At 69.7% G+C, this 15,387-nt stretch carries 15 protein-coding genes; 4 read left to right on the top strand and 11 right to left on the bottom strand.

The genetic code is table 11. The features are described from left to right. Nucleotide 1: 1 nt before the first annotated feature. From NL1_RS31130 to NL1_RS31120, 3 genes are all read right to left on the bottom strand, one after another. Complete coding sequence (locus tag NL1_RS31130) at nucleotides 2-1,297, bottom strand: ABC transporter substrate-binding protein (protein WP_067847024.1); 1,296 nt, start codon at nucleotides 1,295-1,297, stop codon at nucleotides 2-4. A gap of 178 nt (nucleotides 1,298-1,475) precedes the next feature. After that, nucleotides 1,476-2,729: an SPFH domain-containing protein gene (locus NL1_RS31125; RefSeq protein ID WP_067846990.1), complete on the bottom strand. Its 1,254-nt coding sequence runs from the start codon at nucleotides 2,727-2,729 to the stop codon at nucleotides 1,476-1,478. Next, nucleotides 2,729-3,160 (bottom strand): NfeD family protein, encoded by a 432-nt coding sequence (locus NL1_RS31120; RefSeq protein WP_067846987.1) that lies wholly within the window; start codon nucleotides 3,158-3,160, stop codon nucleotides 2,729-2,731. The genes NL1_RS31125 and NL1_RS31120 overlap by 1 nt, the downstream gene beginning before the upstream one ends. Before the next feature lie 152 nt (nucleotides 3,161-3,312). On the opposite strand from NL1_RS31120, the gene NL1_RS31115 reads away from it, so the two are divergent. The 4 genes from NL1_RS31115 (at nucleotide 3,313) to NL1_RS31100 (ending at nucleotide 7,906) form a co-directional block, all read left to right on the top strand. After that, entirely contained in the window at nucleotides 3,313-4,131 is an 819-nt protein-coding gene (locus NL1_RS31115) for a DUF3097 domain-containing protein (protein WP_067846984.1), read from the top strand. Nucleotides 4,132-4,256: 125 nt separating this feature from the next. Next, nucleotides 4,257-5,072, top strand: a complete 816-nt coding sequence (locus NL1_RS31110; RefSeq protein WP_067846981.1) for an Rv1486c family protein — start codon at nucleotides 4,257-4,259, stop codon at nucleotides 5,070-5,072. 329 nt (nucleotides 5,073-5,401) lie between these two features. Beyond that, nucleotides 5,402-6,679 (top strand): cytochrome P450, encoded by a 1,278-nt coding sequence (locus NL1_RS31105; protein WP_067846978.1) that lies wholly within the window; start codon nucleotides 5,402-5,404, stop codon nucleotides 6,677-6,679. A gap of 12 nt (nucleotides 6,680-6,691) precedes the next feature. Beyond that, complete coding sequence (locus NL1_RS31100; RefSeq protein ID WP_067846975.1) at nucleotides 6,692-7,906, top strand: cytochrome P450 family protein; 1,215 nt, start codon at nucleotides 6,692-6,694, stop codon at nucleotides 7,904-7,906. Between the two features lie 64 nt (nucleotides 7,907-7,970). Here the strand turns inward: NL1_RS31100 and NL1_RS38825 are convergent, their stop codons facing one another. The 8 genes from NL1_RS38825 to NL1_RS31060 all read right to left on the bottom strand — a co-directional run. Beyond that, a complete protein-coding gene (locus tag NL1_RS38825; protein ID WP_174553493.1) occupies nucleotides 7,971-8,411 on the bottom strand; it encodes a hypothetical protein in 441 nt (146 codons plus the stop codon). Nucleotides 8,412-8,663: 252 nt separating this feature from the next. Beyond that, complete coding sequence (locus NL1_RS31090; RefSeq protein WP_067846969.1) at nucleotides 8,664-9,728, bottom strand: ferrochelatase; 1,065 nt, start codon at nucleotides 9,726-9,728, stop codon at nucleotides 8,664-8,666. 21 nt (nucleotides 9,729-9,749) lie between these two features. Further along, nucleotides 9,750-10,586, bottom strand: coding sequence for an NADH-dependent enoyl-ACP reductase InhA (inhA, locus tag NL1_RS31085; RefSeq protein ID WP_067846967.1), 837 nt, complete (start codon nucleotides 10,584-10,586; stop codon nucleotides 9,750-9,752). Between the two features lie 112 nt (nucleotides 10,587-10,698). Beyond that, entirely contained in the window at nucleotides 10,699-11,421 is a 723-nt protein-coding gene (gene fabG1, locus NL1_RS31080) for a 3-oxoacyl-ACP reductase FabG1 (RefSeq protein WP_084511177.1), read from the bottom strand. An 81-nt stretch (nucleotides 11,422-11,502) separates the two neighbouring features. After that, the gene (locus NL1_RS31075) at nucleotides 11,503-12,507 is read right to left on the bottom strand and encodes a VWA domain-containing protein (RefSeq protein ID WP_067846961.1); all 1,005 of its coding nucleotides are present in this window, start codon (nucleotides 12,505-12,507) and stop codon (nucleotides 11,503-11,505) included. Then, nucleotides 12,504-13,460 carry a DUF58 domain-containing protein gene (locus NL1_RS31070; RefSeq protein WP_174553492.1) on the bottom strand — a complete coding sequence of 319 codons (957 nt, stop codon included), beginning with the start codon at nucleotides 13,458-13,460 and terminating at the stop codon, nucleotides 12,504-12,506. Before NL1_RS31070 ends, NL1_RS31075 begins: the two co-directional genes overlap by 4 nt. A 32-nt stretch (nucleotides 13,461-13,492) precedes the next feature. Further along, the gene (locus NL1_RS31065) at nucleotides 13,493-14,668 is read right to left on the bottom strand and encodes an AAA family ATPase (protein WP_174553491.1); all 1,176 of its coding nucleotides are present in this window, start codon (nucleotides 14,666-14,668) and stop codon (nucleotides 13,493-13,495) included. 205 nt (nucleotides 14,669-14,873) lie between these two features. After that, nucleotides 14,874-15,387: NlpC/P60 family protein (locus NL1_RS31060; RefSeq protein WP_162272785.1), on the bottom strand; the 514-nt coding region annotated here is incomplete at its 5' end.

Genomic DNA, 15,387 nt, shown 5'->3' with positions numbered 1-15,387 from the left:
GTCACCGTCCGGCCAGTGCCGAGATCGCGTCGTTCACCGCGGGACCGATGCCGGACCGGTCTCCGTCGACGGCGATCAGAAATTCGGTGAGTATGCGCCACAACCCGTTTCGTCCGCCGAGCGATCCGATCTGATCCGACAGATCGAACACCACCTCATCGCGCGGACCGTATCTCGCGGTGTCGCGCAGCCTTTCGGACGACGGACGCAGAAACGGCGAGTACGCGGCGTCGGTTCGCGTGTTCGGCGCGAGGAACCCGTGGAATCCGTTGATCCAGGGCAGCGGAGCCGTGGGCGCGGCCAGCGCGGCGAGCACCCGGTTCGCGCGGTCGTCGGCCGACCGGCTGAGCACGAGGACGTCGCCGCCGAGGATGCGCGGGCGCGGGCCACCGGGCGCGAGGCCGGGAAAGGCCGTCACGCCGACGACCTCGGCGGGGTTGCGTCCCGATTCCGCGACGGCCTTGCGCACGATCGGCTCGGCGAAATCGGGCGCGACCACCATCACCGCCCGCCTTCGCTCGAACACTTCGCGAACGGCGTCGGAGAACTGCATGGTCAGGGCGGTGCCGACCCCGCCAGCGAAGGCCGCGGAGTTCGCCGCCCACGAACCGAGCAGGTGCAGGGCTGCGCGCACCGCGTCCTTCTCCCAGATCGCCGACTCGCCGTCCGCGGCCAGCGCCGCATAGGTTTCCGGATCCTGCGCGTACAGCAGGTTCTCGAACAGATCGGTCAGCGCCCAGCCGTCCGCCGCGGCGAGCGCGAGCAGCCGCCGGTCCTTCCCGGCTAGGAACTCGATGCGGTCGAGCCAGAAATCCAGCGTCCACAGCGCCGGGGAGCCGACCTCGGACTCGACCGCCGATTCCCGGTCGAACCAGACCATCGACTTGTCGGCCGTCTTGAACGGCACCCCGTACGGGCGTTCCTTGTGGTAGAGCAGCTCCGCCCACACCGCCGAATAACAGGGCTCCTCGACCTCGTCGAGCCACAACGATTCGGGCACATCGCGCAGCGCGCCGTCCTCGGCCAGGTCGCGCACCCGCCCGGCCTGCGGCAGCATGACCAGTTCCGGCGCCGACCGTCCGCCCGTCAGCGCCGTCTCGATCTCGTCACCGAGCGGGATGACGTCGACCGAACTCGACAGGTGCAGCGCGTCGAGCACCGTGCGGAACGCCGCCAGCTCGGAACCGCTCCAGGACACGGCGATACGCACCGTGCCCGGTGTACCGAGCACACCCGTGCCACAGCCCGCCAGCGGCGCGACCAACGCCGCCCGTATCAGCGCCCTCCGCGTCAGCATGTTCTCCCGGATATCCGTTCGCACACGAGCACCGCCCGATTATCCTTCGCGCCGGACGATTTCGGCCGGACATGCCGAAAACCACACTGCCCCCGATTCCTTGAGCGACGCCCGGCCCCGCCGACGCAAACCGCCCCGCCGCTCGAGTGTGAAAGCGACGGGGCGGTGCGGAACCGAATTACTGCCGGTAGTTCTCCGGCGGCTGCCACGGGCGGCCGTGCGGGTCGTCCGGACGGTAGGCCGGGGGCTGCTGCTCCGCGGGTGCCGACTCGCTCGGCGGGACAACCTGCTGGTGGGGCGACGGTTCGCGCGGACGCGGCAGCGGGGTGGGCGTCAGTCCCTCGACGGGCTGGCGCGCACTGGCCTCCGCGGCCCGGACGGCGCGTTCGATGGTGGGATCCGGTGCGGTGTCGAACCAGTCGGCGACATCGGAATCGTCTTCGACCTTGGCCGGAGCCGCGTCTTCGGCGGGCGGCTCGTAGCGGAAGACGCCGTCCTCGCCCTGCGAGCCGAAGCTCTTGGCGAAGCCCTCGAGCGCCTTGCCGAAATCGCTGGGCACCAGCCACACCTTGTTCGCGTCACCGCGGGCCACCATCGGCAGCGTCTGCATGTACTGGTAGGCAAGCAGTTCCGGCGTCGGCTTGCCGGATTTGATTGCGGCGAACACCTTCTCGATGGCCTTGGCCTGGCCCTGGGCCTGCAGGTAGGCGGCGGCGCGCTCACCCTGGGCGCGCAGGATGCGGCTCTGCCGTTCGCCTTCGGCGCCGAGGATGGCGGACTGCTTGGCGCCCTCGGCGGAGAGGATCTGCGCCTGCTTGGCGCCCTCGGCCGTCTTGATCTGCGACTCCCGCGTGCCTTCCGCGGTGAGGATCATCGCGCGCTTCTCGCGGTCGGCCTTCATCTGCTTTTCCATCGACTCCTGGATCGACGGCGGCGGGTCGATGGCCTTGAGCTCCACGCGCGCCACGCGCAGGCCCCAGCGGCCGGTGGCCTCGTCGAGCACCCCGCGCAGCTGGTTGTTGATCTGGTCGCGCGAGGTCAGTGTCTCCTCCAGCGTCATGCCGCCGACCACGTTGCGCAGCGTGGTGACGGTGAGCTGTTCGACGGCGGCGATGTAGTTGCTGATCTCGTAGACCGCGGACTGCGGGCTGGTGACCTGGAAGTAGACCACCGAGTCGATCTGCAGCGTCAGGTTGTCCTGGGTGATCACCGGCTGCGGCGGGAAGGACACCACCCGCTCGCGCAGGTCCACCTTGGCGCGGATCCGGTCGGCGAACGGCACCAGGAAGGTCAGCTGACCGGACACCGTCCGTGAGTACCTGCCGAGCCGTTCGATGACCGCGGCCTCGGCCTGCGGCACCAGCGCGATCGATTTGAACACCACCACGACCACCAGCAGGACGAGCACGGCGGCGACGATCAGTACAGCCATTACGGCCCCTTCCAGACGACGGCCGTCGCGCCGTCGATCTTCATGACGTAGACGGTCACGCCCGGCTCGTACACCTCGTCCGGGTTCATCGGCCGCGCGGTCCACACCTCGCCCCCGAGCTTCACCCGGCCGGAATGGGCGGCCACTTCCTCCAGCACCAGGGCCGACTTCCCCGGCAGCGCATCGACATTCGTCGGAATCGGCGGCGGCGTGCCGAACCGGCGGCGCAGGACCGGCCGCACCCCGAGCATCAGCACCGCGGTGATCACCGCGAAGACCACCGCGTCGACCACGAGCGAGGTGTCCGCCGCGGCACTCACCCCGGCCGTGCCGAGGGCCGCGACGCCGATCATCAGCAGCGTGAGGTCCCCGGTGAGCATCTCTGCCGCCGCGAGCAGGATCCCCGCGACCAGCCAAGCTATTGCGGCCACGCACCCACTCTAACGGCGCTGTCGGTCGATGTCGGTCGAAAGACCGGCCCGGCGGGGCTCGCCGCCGCGCGCACGAGGCCCGCCACCGGCGGAACACGCGGCGCCGCGCCCGCGAAATCCGCGTGCCACCGGGTAGTTTCGGGCGGGTGGGTATGCGCGACAGGTACGGCGACATCTTCGCCGGACACGAAAGGTCCAAGAAACAAGCGGCGCCGAAGGTGACCGCCGAACGCGACCTCGTGGTGGAGGACGCGGCCAGCGGATTCTGCGGCGCCGTGGTCGGATTCGATCGCAGCTACGACGGCGAGTTCGTCAAGCTGGAGGACGCGCGCGGTGCGGTGCGGCTGTTCGCGATGCGGGAGGCGGCGTTCCTGATCGACGGACGGCCGGTCACCCTGGTGCGACCCACCGCCGCCGCGCCGAAGCAGCCGACCAGGTCGGCGTCCGGCTCCACCCGGGTGACCGGCCTGCGCGCCCAGGTCGCCAAGGCCAGCCGGATCTGGGTGGAGGGCGTGCACGACGCCGCGCTCGTGGAGCGGGTGTGGGGCCACGACCTGCGTGTCGAGGGCGTGGTGGTGGAGCACCTGGAGGGTCTGGACAATCTGGCCGAGCGGCTGACCGAGTTCGAGCCCGGGCCCGGCCGCCGGGTCGGCGTGCTCGTCGACCACCTGGTCACCGGCTCCAAGGAAACCCAGCTCACCACCGGCCTCGGGCCACATGTGCTGGTGACCGGGCACCCTTTCGTCGACGTCTGGCAGGCCGTCCGGCCCGCAGCGCTGCGCATGGATGCCTGGCCGCAGGTGCCGCGCGGGGAAGACTGGAAGGCGGGCGTGTGCCGCCGCCTCGGGTGGGGCTCCCCGCAGGACGGGTGGCGGCGGGTCTACGACGCCGTCGGATCGTTCCGCGATCTCGAGGCTCCGCTCATCGGCGCGGTCGAACGCCTGATCGACTTCGTCACCGAACCGGAGTAACCGGGCGCTCGACCAGCACCGGACGAATCCGGCGCCGACCGGGCTCGGATTCGGGAGTGCGTGCAGCTCACAAGGGTTGGTGCGCCGATGCCCGCCGGTAGCCCGAAGCGTTTATGCTCGAAATTATGTGCTCTCCCAGTGCCACGCTGACGGTCTGGGCCGGCTCTTGGCTGGCCGGATGCAGCGCGCCCGACGACGTGCTGGAGGCGCTGCACGCGTGGGCGCCGCGGCACACCATCGCCGCGGGCGACCCGATGACCGGCGGTCGCACCGACCTGCCGTGGTCCTCGCGCTCGATGCTGCCCGGGTCCGGTCTCATGTCGCTGCTCAAGGTGATTCGCGAGGCGATGGCCCAGCCCGGCGCGCAGCTGCGCCTGGTGCTTCCGGTGCCCGGCGACGTGCGCGGACTGCCTCCCGGCACCGTGTTCACCGCCGACGCCATGGAAGCCGAGGAGGGCATGCTCGCCGGCGTGCCCGGCGCCGAGGGCACCGGGCTGATCCCGCGATGGGCCGACGACACCACCCTGCAGTGGACGCTCTACAGCACCCCGATCCCGCCCGCGCCCGGCCCCGACATGTCACTCGGCGAGGCCGAATACGCCATGCGGGAAGCCGTCCGCGACGCCGCCGACGCGCTGATGCAACTGCACACCACCGCGGTCGGCTCCGCCGAATCCGATCCCCGCGAACTCATCGAGGCCGAGCTCGCCGACTACGCCAGGCACGACTACCCGAACTCGATTCCGCTGCGCGCCAAGCGCATTCTCGATACCGCCGATCACGTGGCCGCGATTCTCACGGTGGCGCAACGCGAACCGGCCTCCGCCCCCACCTCCGCCAGCGCCATCGGCGCGCAGGAGACGCTGCTGCGGCCGCTGTGGGACGCGATCCGCGCGGCCCGGCTCGTCGCCGTGCACGCCGCGCCGCGGGGCGCGCGCTAGGCGTCCGCTACCGACGCGACACGCGAATCAATCATCACAGCAGCCACTTTCGGCACCGCCCCGACGTGCCGTGCTAACAGGAGTTCTGGGCGATCCCCGCGTCCACGGGGCCGATGCCGGGGTGGCACATCGAGAGAGAACTCCTCGCATTGCTGCTAACGTGGGCGAGTTGTCGAGTTCTGGACGCTTGGTCGGATCGACGGCGATCGCCCAGCCCGGATCGCCTGTCCGGCAAGGACTGTGCGGTGAACCTGGCGAACAACGGTGCACCCCACCAGAGTTCCGGTACTCGACGCGGAGCCGATGTCCCTCGTCTGGAGTACCGTCTTTTGACCTCGTCACAGTCCGCGGTCACCGCGCCGCATCCCACCGCCCCCGGAATCTGCCCGGTCCAGCACGGATCCCCGATCGGCGCCGACGGCGGCCCCCGGATTCCGCTGCACGGAACGGAGTTCGCCGCCGACCCGCACGGCGCCTACGACGACATGCGTCGCCGTTACGGTTCGGTGGTCCCCATCGAACTGGCGCCGGACGTGCCCGCGACGCTGGTCATCGGCTACGGCACGGCGCTGCGCATCCTCAACGACCCGGACCACTTCCCGGCCGACCCGCGCACGTGGCAGAAGGACATCCCGGCCGACTGCCCCGTCAAGCCGATGATGGAGTGGTACCCGAACGCGCTGCGCAACGCCGGGGCGGTGCACGCGCGCTACCGGCAGGCCTACGTCGCGAGTATCGACGGGATCGACCTACACGCACTACACGCGACCATCGAGAAGATCGCCATCCCGCTGATCAACTCGTTCTGCGAGGCGGGCTCGGTCGACCTGGTCACCCAGTACGCTTTCCCGCTCATCTTCGAGGTCCTGAACCAGATGGTCGGCTGCTCGGCCGAGCTGGGTCAGCGCGTGGCGACCGGCATGGCCCTGCTCTTCGACACCGTCGAGGCCGCTCGCGGCATGGAGATGCTCAGCGCGGCGCTGCTGGAGCTGATCGCGCTGCGGCGCGCGGAGCCCGGTGACGACGTCACCTCGCGGCTGGCGCACCACCCGGCGAAGCTGGACGACGAGGAGATGCTCTGTCAGCTGATCAGCTTCTACGGCGCGGGCATCGAACCGCAGCAGAACCTGATCACCAACACCCTGCTGCTGATGCTCACCGACGACCGATTCGGCGGGCACGTCCTCGGCGGCAGCCTCTCCACCCGCGACGCGCTCGACGAGGTGCTGTTCAACGACCCGCCGATGGCGAACTTCTCCATCACCTACCCGCGTCAGCCGATCCTGATCGACAACACCTGGCTGCCCGCGCACCAGCCAGTCCTCATCAGCCTCGCCGGGTGCAACAACGACCCGGCCGTCCGCGGCGGGGACCGCACCGGCAACCGCTCGCATCTGGCGTGGGGCGCCGGACCGCACGCCTGCCCGGCCCGCTCGGTGGCGTACCTGGTCGTGCAGGACGCGATTGATCAACTGCTCGACGCCCTGCCCGAGCTGGAGCTGGCCGTGCCCGCCGCCGAATTGTCCTGGCGGCCCGGGCCGTTCCACCGCGCCGTGGCGGCGCTACCGGTCGTCTTTCCCCCGTCCCCTCCGTTGCATCTCGGCTGAAGGAGCCCACCGATGGAGTATGAACCGATAGTCCTCGACCTGACCGGCGCCGACATCCAGGGCGAGTCCGCGCGGATTCGCGAGCGTGGGCCCGCCGCGCTCGTGGAACTGCCCGGCGGCGTGCCCGCCTGGTCGGTGACCGACGCCGCCGTGCTCAAGAGCCTGCTGGCCGATCCCCGGGTGTCCAAGGACGCGCGGCAGCACTGGTCGGCCTTCATCAACGGCGAGATCACCGAGGCGTGGCCGCTGCATCCCTGGGTGGCCGTCGACAACATGTTCACCGCCTACGGCGCGGACCACCGCCGCCTGCGCAAGCTGGTCGCCCCGGCGTTCACCCATCGGCGCAGCACGGCGCTGCGACCGCGCATCGAGGAGATCACCGCGCAGCTGCTCGACGCCCTCGCCGCCACGCCGCACGGCGAATCGGCCGATCTGCGTGAGGGTTTCGCCTACCCGGTGCCGATCAAGGTCATCACCGAGCTGCTCGGCGTGCCCGAGTTCCTCGGCCCGGGGCTGCGCAAGTGCGTCGACGGGTTCTTCGATACCTCGCTCGGTCCGGAAGAAGGAGTGGCCAACTACCTGGAGATGTACGGGCTCGTCAGTGAGCTCGTCGCCTACCGGAGGGACAACCCCGGCGACGACGTCACCAGCGTGCTGATCGCCACCCGCGACGAGGACGGCTCCCAGCTGACCGAGAAGGAGCTCGTCGACACCCTGATGCTGGTGATCAACGCCGGGCACGAGACCACGGTCAACCTGCTCGACCAGGCCATCTTCGCGCTGCTCACGCACCCGAGCCAGCGCGCCGACGTGGTCGAGGGCCGGGTGCCGTGGTCGGACGTGGTGGAGGAGTCGCTGCGCCACGAATCGCCCGTCGCGCACCTGCCGCTGCGCTACGCGGTGGAGGACATCGAGATCGGCGAACTCCGCATCCCGAAGGGCGAGGCGATCCTGGCGTCCTACGCCGCCGCGAGCCGCGACCCGAAGGTGCACGGCGCGACCACGAACGAGTTCGACGTACACCGCACGAACAAGGACCACCTCGCCTTCGGCCACGGCGCCCATCACTGCCTCGGCGCTCCGCTGGCCCGGCTGGAAGCGGAGATCGCGCTGCCCGCGATCTTCCAGCGGTTCCCGGACATGCGGCTGGCGGTGGATCCGGCGGAGCTGCTTCCGGTGGGCAGCTTCGTCTCCAACGGGCACCGCACCCTGCCGGTGTATCTGTAAGCGGCGCAGGAGGGTTCAGCCGCGCTCGGGTGGGGTTCCGTCCCACCCGAGCGCGGAGTCGCGATCAGTAGCGCGGCGGGTACGGTTGCTGCTGCGGATACGGCTGCTGCTGATACTGCGGCGGGTAAGGCTGCTGTGGATACGGCGGCGGGTACTGCGGCTGCTGCGGATAGGGCGCGTGCTGATACTGCTGCTGCTGCGCGTACGGGTGCTGGCCGTATGGCTGCTGTCCGTACGGCTGCTGCGGGTATTGCGGCGGCGGAAGCTGCTGCGGCGGAGGGGTTTCGGAGCTCTTCTTGTTGAAATACCGAATCACCAGGACGAGCACGACGATCACCACGATCGCGAGGATGATCCACATGACGTATTCGGAGACTTCGACATCACCGCCGTCTCCGCCGCTGCTCCCACCACCGCCTCCGCGCCGGGCTTCATAGGAATCCAGTGCCGTCCAGACGGCGTCCTTCGCCATCAGATCGGCAGTAGCGAGCAGCTCTGGATACATCGAAAGGGCCTCCCCGGCACGAGTTCTCGGTCGACCCTCCTCCCGAAGGCCGGCCCCGATGCTATCGCAGGCATCGGCGAATACCAACGCGGGCCCACACCGCACCGGCGCGCACCTCGGCACTCGGATGCCTGGCGGTTCAGGGAACGCGAAGAACGACGTCTCGAGCGAAGCAGAACTTTCCGAGCCGCACCGAGCGGATCTCGGTGCCCACTGCTACACCCGGCGCGGCAGCACAGTTCGGATCGCAGCTCAGCGCTGAGAAGGCCGCCCACCCCGGGCGGGCGCGCAGCATCCGACAGCGCACGGCTCCCCGTCGCGGGTGCAGCCGTAACCCGGCACCGCACCGAGCCGTCGCGGTTCGACACCATCGACGTGCTCGCCGACCAATTCGACCACCAGCTGCGCGAATCGCGGGTCGGTGCCCGGCGTGGCGGCACGGGCGAAGGCCATCCCGAGTTCGGCGGCCTTGTCCTTGGCTTCGTTGTCCAGATCCCAGATGACCTCGAGGTGGTCCGACACGAAGCCGACGGGACAGACCACCACGGCCCGCACGCCCTTCCCGGACAGCTCGTCCAGGTGGTCGACGATGTCGGGTTCCAGCCACGGCACCTGCGGCGGACCCGAGCGCGACTGCCAGACCACGTCGTAGTCGCCGAATCCGGTGGCGGCCGCGCACAATCGGGCCGCCTCGGCGACCTGGCGGCTGTAGAGCCCGCCACCGTCGGCGGGCGGGCCCGCGGTGGCGTCGGCGGACACCGGGACGGAGTGCGCGGTGAAGACGAGCCGGATGTCGTCGCGGCGCTCGGCGGGGATCTCGGCCACCGCGGCGCGGATCGCGTCGGCGAACGCCTCGATCAGCAGCGGGTGGTCGAAGTACTGGCGCAGCTTCACCAGTTCCGGCGCGCCCTCACCGAAAGCCGTTCGCGCCCTGACGATGTCCTCGTGGTACTGCAGGCAGCCGGAGTAGCCGCCCCACGCCGAGGTGGGAAAGACCAGGGCGGTGCGGACACCGTCGGCGGCCATCCGCGCGACGGTGTCCTCCACCATGGGGTGCCAGTTGCGGTTACCGAAGTACACCGGCAGTGTCGTTCCCGCGGCGGCCGATTCGCGCTCCACCGCGGCGATGATGTCGCGGTTGAGCGCGTTGATCGGCGACACACCGCCGAAGTGCAGGTAGTGCTGCGCGACCTCTTCGAGGCGTTCGCGCGGCACCCCGCGGCCCCGGGTGACGTTCTCCAGGAACGGCATCACGTCCTCGGGGCGCTCCGGGCCGCCGAAGGACAGCAGCAGCAGTGCGTCGACGGCCGGTGCCACGGCTTCTCCTCCGTTACGAACTCAGTTGTCCGACCAGTTCTCCGGGAACCAGGTGTTGTGGCTGGCGCCGCCGTCGACGTAGATGATCGAGCCGGTGGTGCCGGGCAGCCAATCCGAGAGCAGCGCGACGATCGACTTGGCGACCACGGTCGGGTCGTCGACGTCCCAGCCGATCGGCGAGGCGCCGTCCCAGTAGGTGTTGAGCTGGTTCAGCTTGGCCGCGTCGTCGGTGGCGGTGCCCGCGATGGCCTTGGCGGCCAGGGTCTTGATCGGGCCCGCGGCGATCAGGTTGGAGCGGACCCGCTTGGCGACGCCGACCTCGCGGGCGACGTAGCGGTTCACCGACTCCAGCGCCGCCTTGGCCACGCCCATCCAGTTGTAGTAGGGCATCGCGGTACGCGGGTCGAAGTCCATGCCGACCAGGGAGCCGCCCTCGTTCATGACGGGCAGCACCGCGCGGGCCAGCGAGGCGTAGCTCCACGCCGAGATCTCGAACGCCTTGGCGGCGTCGGGGCCGGGACCGTCCAGGAACGGACGGGCCTCCGGGCCCATCAGCGTGCGCGGCGCGAACGCGATCGAGTGCAGCACGCCGTCGATGCCCTCCGGCGCCAGCTCGCGCAGCTTGTCGGCCAGCCCGGCCAGATCCTCTTCGCTGGTCACATCGAGCCCGATGGCGGGCGGGACCTCCTGGGGCAGCCGCTTCGCGATCCGGTCGATCAGCCGCAGCCGCTCCGGAATGCCGGTGATGAGGACCTTCGCGCCCTGCTCCTGCGCGACCGCGGCCGCGTGGAACGCGATCGACGCGTCGGTGATGATGCCGGTGACCAGGATGGTCTTGCCTTCGAGCAGTCCGCCCATGAGTTCTCGGTTCTCCTGAAGTTGAAAGTCGAGTTGTCGCCCGTCGCGCGCGGGACATCGTCCCGGCGCGCGACGCCGCGGTGTTCGGGGCAGCGAGCCCGGAACGAAAGTACTAGTGGCCCATGCCCATGCCGCCGTCGACCGGGATGACCGCGCCGTTGATGTAGGAGGCGTCGTCGGAGGCGAGGAAGCTGATCGCCGCGGCGACCTCTTCCGGCTGGCCGGGGCGTCCCGCGGGCACGCCGTACTTCAGGACCACCTCGCGCATTTCCTCGGTGACTTCCTCGCGCGTCATGTCGGTCTCGATGAAACCGGGAGCGACGACGTTGGAGGTGATGTTGCGGGAACCGATCTCGCGGGTGATCGAGCGCGCCATGCCGATCAGGCCCGACTTGGAGGCCGCGTAGTTGACCTGGCCGGGTCCACCGCCGAGGCCGACCACCGAGCCGAGGAAGATGATCCGGCCGAACTTGGCCCGCAGCATGGCGCGGTTGGCGCGCTTGGCACAGCGCCAGGCGCCGGTCAGGTTGGCGTCGATAACGCGGGCGAACTGATCCTCGCTCATCCGCATGAGCAGCGTGTTGTCGACGATGCCCGCGTTGGCCACGAGCACCTCGACGGGGCCCTGGTGGGCCTCCACCTCGGCGAACGCCGCGTCCACCGACTCGGAGTCGGTCACATCGCACTTCACGCCGAAGAGCCCCTCCGGCGCCCCCGATCCACGATGAGTGACGGCCACCTTGTGGCCGTCGGCTGCCAGACGCTGCGCGACCGCGAGTCCGATGCCGCGGTTGCCTCCGGTCACCAAGACCGATCGCGATGTGATGTTCGACATAAGCATCAACCTATCTGTTCGGGTTCGTTCGCCGAGTTCCGGGCACCGCAACCGGAGTGCGGTGCCACAGCGAGCGCGGCGTTACGGCAGGCGTTGACGATAGAGCAATCCGGTGACGATGCCCGCGGCGACGACCAGCATGCCGAGCAGCAGCCACGGCCTGCTCGCATCGCCACGGGTCGTTTCGTAACCGATCTGCTCTTCGAGGGTGTCGTAGACGGCGGTGAGTTCCTCCAGGCTGGAGGCGGTGTAGAACTCGCCGCCGGACAGCTGGGCGATCTCGCGCAACGAGTCGTTGTCGACGGGCACCTTGACCCGCTGCGAGCCCTGCCCGTCCTGATCCGGGATCTCCACCGAACCCCATTCGGTACCGAAGGAGATCGTCGACACCGGAACGCCCTTGTTCTTGGCCAGGCGGGCGGCGGTGAAGGCGTGCCTCGGGTTGTCGACGTCCTTGTCGTCGGGCACGGTCTGCTTGCCGTCGGACATCAGCACGACCCGCGCGGGCGGCGGGGTCTCCGCTCCGCCCAGCACGGTGGCCAGGGTGTCGATGGACTGGAGGGCCGTCAGGATGCCCTCACCGGTCGCGGTGCGCTCGGCGAGCTTGATGTTGTCGATGGCGGCCTTGACCGATTCCCGGTTCGTCGTCGGCGACACCATCACCGAGGCGGTGCCCGCGAAGGTGACGAAGCCGAGGTTGATGCCCTGGGTCAGGCCGTCGACGAATTCCTTGCCCGCCTCCTGGGCCACCTGGAGCCGGGTCGGCGGCACATCGGTGGCTTCCATGGACAGCGAAACATCCATCACCAGAACGACTGTCGCGCGGTTGCGCGGCACCTTCTTGACGGCCGTCGGCCCGGCGGCGGCGACGGTCAGGAAGATCAGGCCGACCAGCATCAGCGCGATCGGCACGTGCCGGATCGGACTCGGCCGCGCGGGCGCGACCTTCTCCAGCAGCTCCATATTGGTGAAGCGCAGCATCTGGCGATGCCTGCTGCGCTGCACCAGCACGTAGCCGAGCGCGATCAGCACGACGATCGCCAGGAAGCCGAGCCAGATCAGTGCGGTGAAATGCGAAATACTCACTGGCGCGGCACCCGCCCGGTCGGGGCGCCGAAGCTATGACGCCGGGTGGACACGAACCGGACCACGTCGGCGATCCAGTCCCGGTCGGTCTGCAGGGTCATCACGGGCGCGCCGCAACTGCGCAGCGCCTGCTCCACCTGCTCGCGGTGCCGCTGGGCGGCGGCCGCGAAATCGGTTCGCAGCGTGGGGGTCACGCTGAACTCGCGGGTGCGGCCGGTCTCCGGATCGTGCAGCACCACGTCGCCCACATCGGGCAGTTCCAGATCGCGCGGGTCGAGTACCTCGACCGCGAGCAGGTCGTGGCGCGCGGAGATGGCGCGCAGCGAACGCTGCCAATCGATCTCGCCGAGGAAATCGCTGATGATCACCGCGAGACCGCGTTTGCGCTGCGGGCGGCGCAGCGCCTCGATGGCGCCGCGCAGGTCGCCGCGCACACCGTCGCGGGCGTGCGGGGTGGTGGCCACGCCGCGCAGCAGCGACTGGGCGTGAACGCGCCCGCTGCGCGCGGGAATTCGCACCAGCTGCTCGCCGGTGGCGACGACCGCACCGATCCGGTTGCCGCCGCCGCTGGTGAGATGGGTGATCGCCGCGGCGGCCGCGATGGCAAGATCGCGTTTCTGGCAGGCCGCTGTGCCGAAGTCGAGACTGGCCGAGAGGTCGACGACCATCCAGGTCTCCAGTTCGCGATCGGCGATCATCTGACGCACGTGCGGATGCGTGGTGCGGGCGGTGACCGACCAATCCATCTGGCGCACATCGTCACCCGGCTGATACATCCGGGATTCACCGGGCTCGGAGCCCGGGCCGGGGATGAGGCCGAGGTGGTCGCCGTGCAGCACGCCGTCCAGGCGCCTGCGCACGGTGAGTTCCAGGGTTTTCAACGCCGCCGAGAGCCGCGGGTCGGTCAGCTCTCCGGCCCGGAACGACGGCGGTGCGTGCGATGACGTTGTCACTCGGGAACCCTCGGACTCGGCCGACGCGGCCGTCACTTGGCCTGGTGGTTGCCGGCGGCCGGAGCCATCTGCGGCTGGCTCTGCTGCGGCGGCTGCGGAATCTGCTGCTGGTGCGGCGGCTGCGGCACGCCCGGCGCGGGCGCCGCCTGGCCTGCGGAGTGCACGGCCTGGGGCGCGACCTGCGGCAGGCCGACGGTCTGCAGCACCCGCTTGATCACGTCCTCCGGGCTGACCTCGTCGGCCAGCGCGTCGTAGGACAGCACGAGGCGGTGGCGCAGCACGTCCGGGATCACCTCGACCACGTCCTGCGGTACCACGTAGTCACGGCCGCGGATCAGCGCGACGGCGCGGGCCGCGGCGATGATGCCGAGGCTGGCGCGCGGCGAGGCACCGTAGGCGATCCAGTTCGCCACGTCGGCCATGCCGAAGTCGAGCGGCTTGCGGGTCGCCGCGATCACCCGGACCACGTAGTCGACGAGCGCGTGGTGCACGAAGGTGTTGGCCGCGACCTTCTGCAGCCGGATCAGGTCCTCCGGGCCGAGGATCGCCTTGGCCTCCGGCGGGGTGACGCCCATCCGGTAGATGATCTCGCGCTCCTCCTCGACCGAGGGGTAGTCGACGACGACCTTGAACAGAAAGCGGTCGCGCTGCGCTTCGGGCAGCGGGTAGACGCCCTCGCTCTCGATCGGATTCTGAGTCGCCATGACCAGGAACGGATCCGGCATCGGGTAGGTCTTGCCGCCGATCGACACGTGCCGCTCGGCCATCACCTCGAGCAGCGCGGACTGCACCTTGGCGGGCGCGCGGTTGATCTCGTCGGCGAGCACGAAATTGGCCACCACCGGGCCGAGTTCGGTGTCGAACTGCTCGCGGCCCTGACGGTAGATGCGGGTACCGATCAGGTCGGTCGGCACCAGGTCGGGGGTGAACTGGACGCGGGAGAACGAACCGCCGACCACCTTGGCGAAGGTCTCCACCGCGAGGGTCTTGGCGATACCGGGCACGCCCTCGAGCAGCACGTGGCCGCGTGCCAGGACACCGACGAGCAAGCGTTCGACGAGCCGATCCTGGCCCACGATGACCCGCTTGACCTCGTAGATCGCTTTTTCGAGGGTTTGAACGTCACGCTCCAGGGTGCCCGACGCGGGCTCCGGCGCATCTTTCGCCAGATCTACCCCGCTCACACTGTCCGTCGAAGTCACCAACATCCCCGCTTTCGCCTTGGTCTTAGTGCGTGCTCGCCCCAACTATTCCAGGTATTCGCGCAGCATGCCGCAACCGGCTCCGGTATCAGCGGAATTCGTGTGCTGTCGGCGGCGCCCGAGGTAGCTGTTCACTTCCTATTAAGGGCCGGGCACGACCACCGTCCCGCGATTCCGCCCGCTCGCGAACAGCGGCGACGGGCCGCTCGGGTCACGAGACGATGCGTACCGCGTAGGGCATGATGCCGCTCTCGCGCACCGGGGTCACCTTCACGACGTCGCCCGACTGTGGCGCCTCCACCATCCTTCCGTCGCCCAGATACAGCGCCACGTGCTGGCTGCCGTTCGGGCCCCAGAACAGCATGTCGCCGCGAGCGCGTTCGTCCACGGGGACGCGGGTGCCCGCGTTGTACTGGTAGCCGCTGTAGTGCGGCAGCGAGACGCCGATGCCGGCGAAGGCGTAGATCATCAGACCCGAGCAGTCGAAGCCGACCTTGTTGTAGTCGCCGTGGCTGTCGGCGACGCCGCCGTCGCGGATGCCGAGTGTCGGGCCGTTCTCGTCGCCGCCGCCCCACGCGTACTGCACGCCCAGCTGCGAAAGCGCCCGGTCCACCACGATTTCCACCGCGTGCGAGCCGCGCACCGCCGGCCCGTTCGGCCGCGGCGTGCTCTGCCTCGGAGCGGGGGCGTTTTCGAGCTGCGTGTGCGGGCGTCTGCCGTAGCCC

The organism is Nocardia lijiangensis NBRC 108240 (genome assembly GCF_001613045.1).
GTDB lineage: Bacteria > Actinomycetota > Actinomycetes > Mycobacteriales > Mycobacteriaceae > Nocardia > Nocardia lijiangensis.
This window is presented reverse-complemented; position numbering and strand designations above follow the sequence as displayed.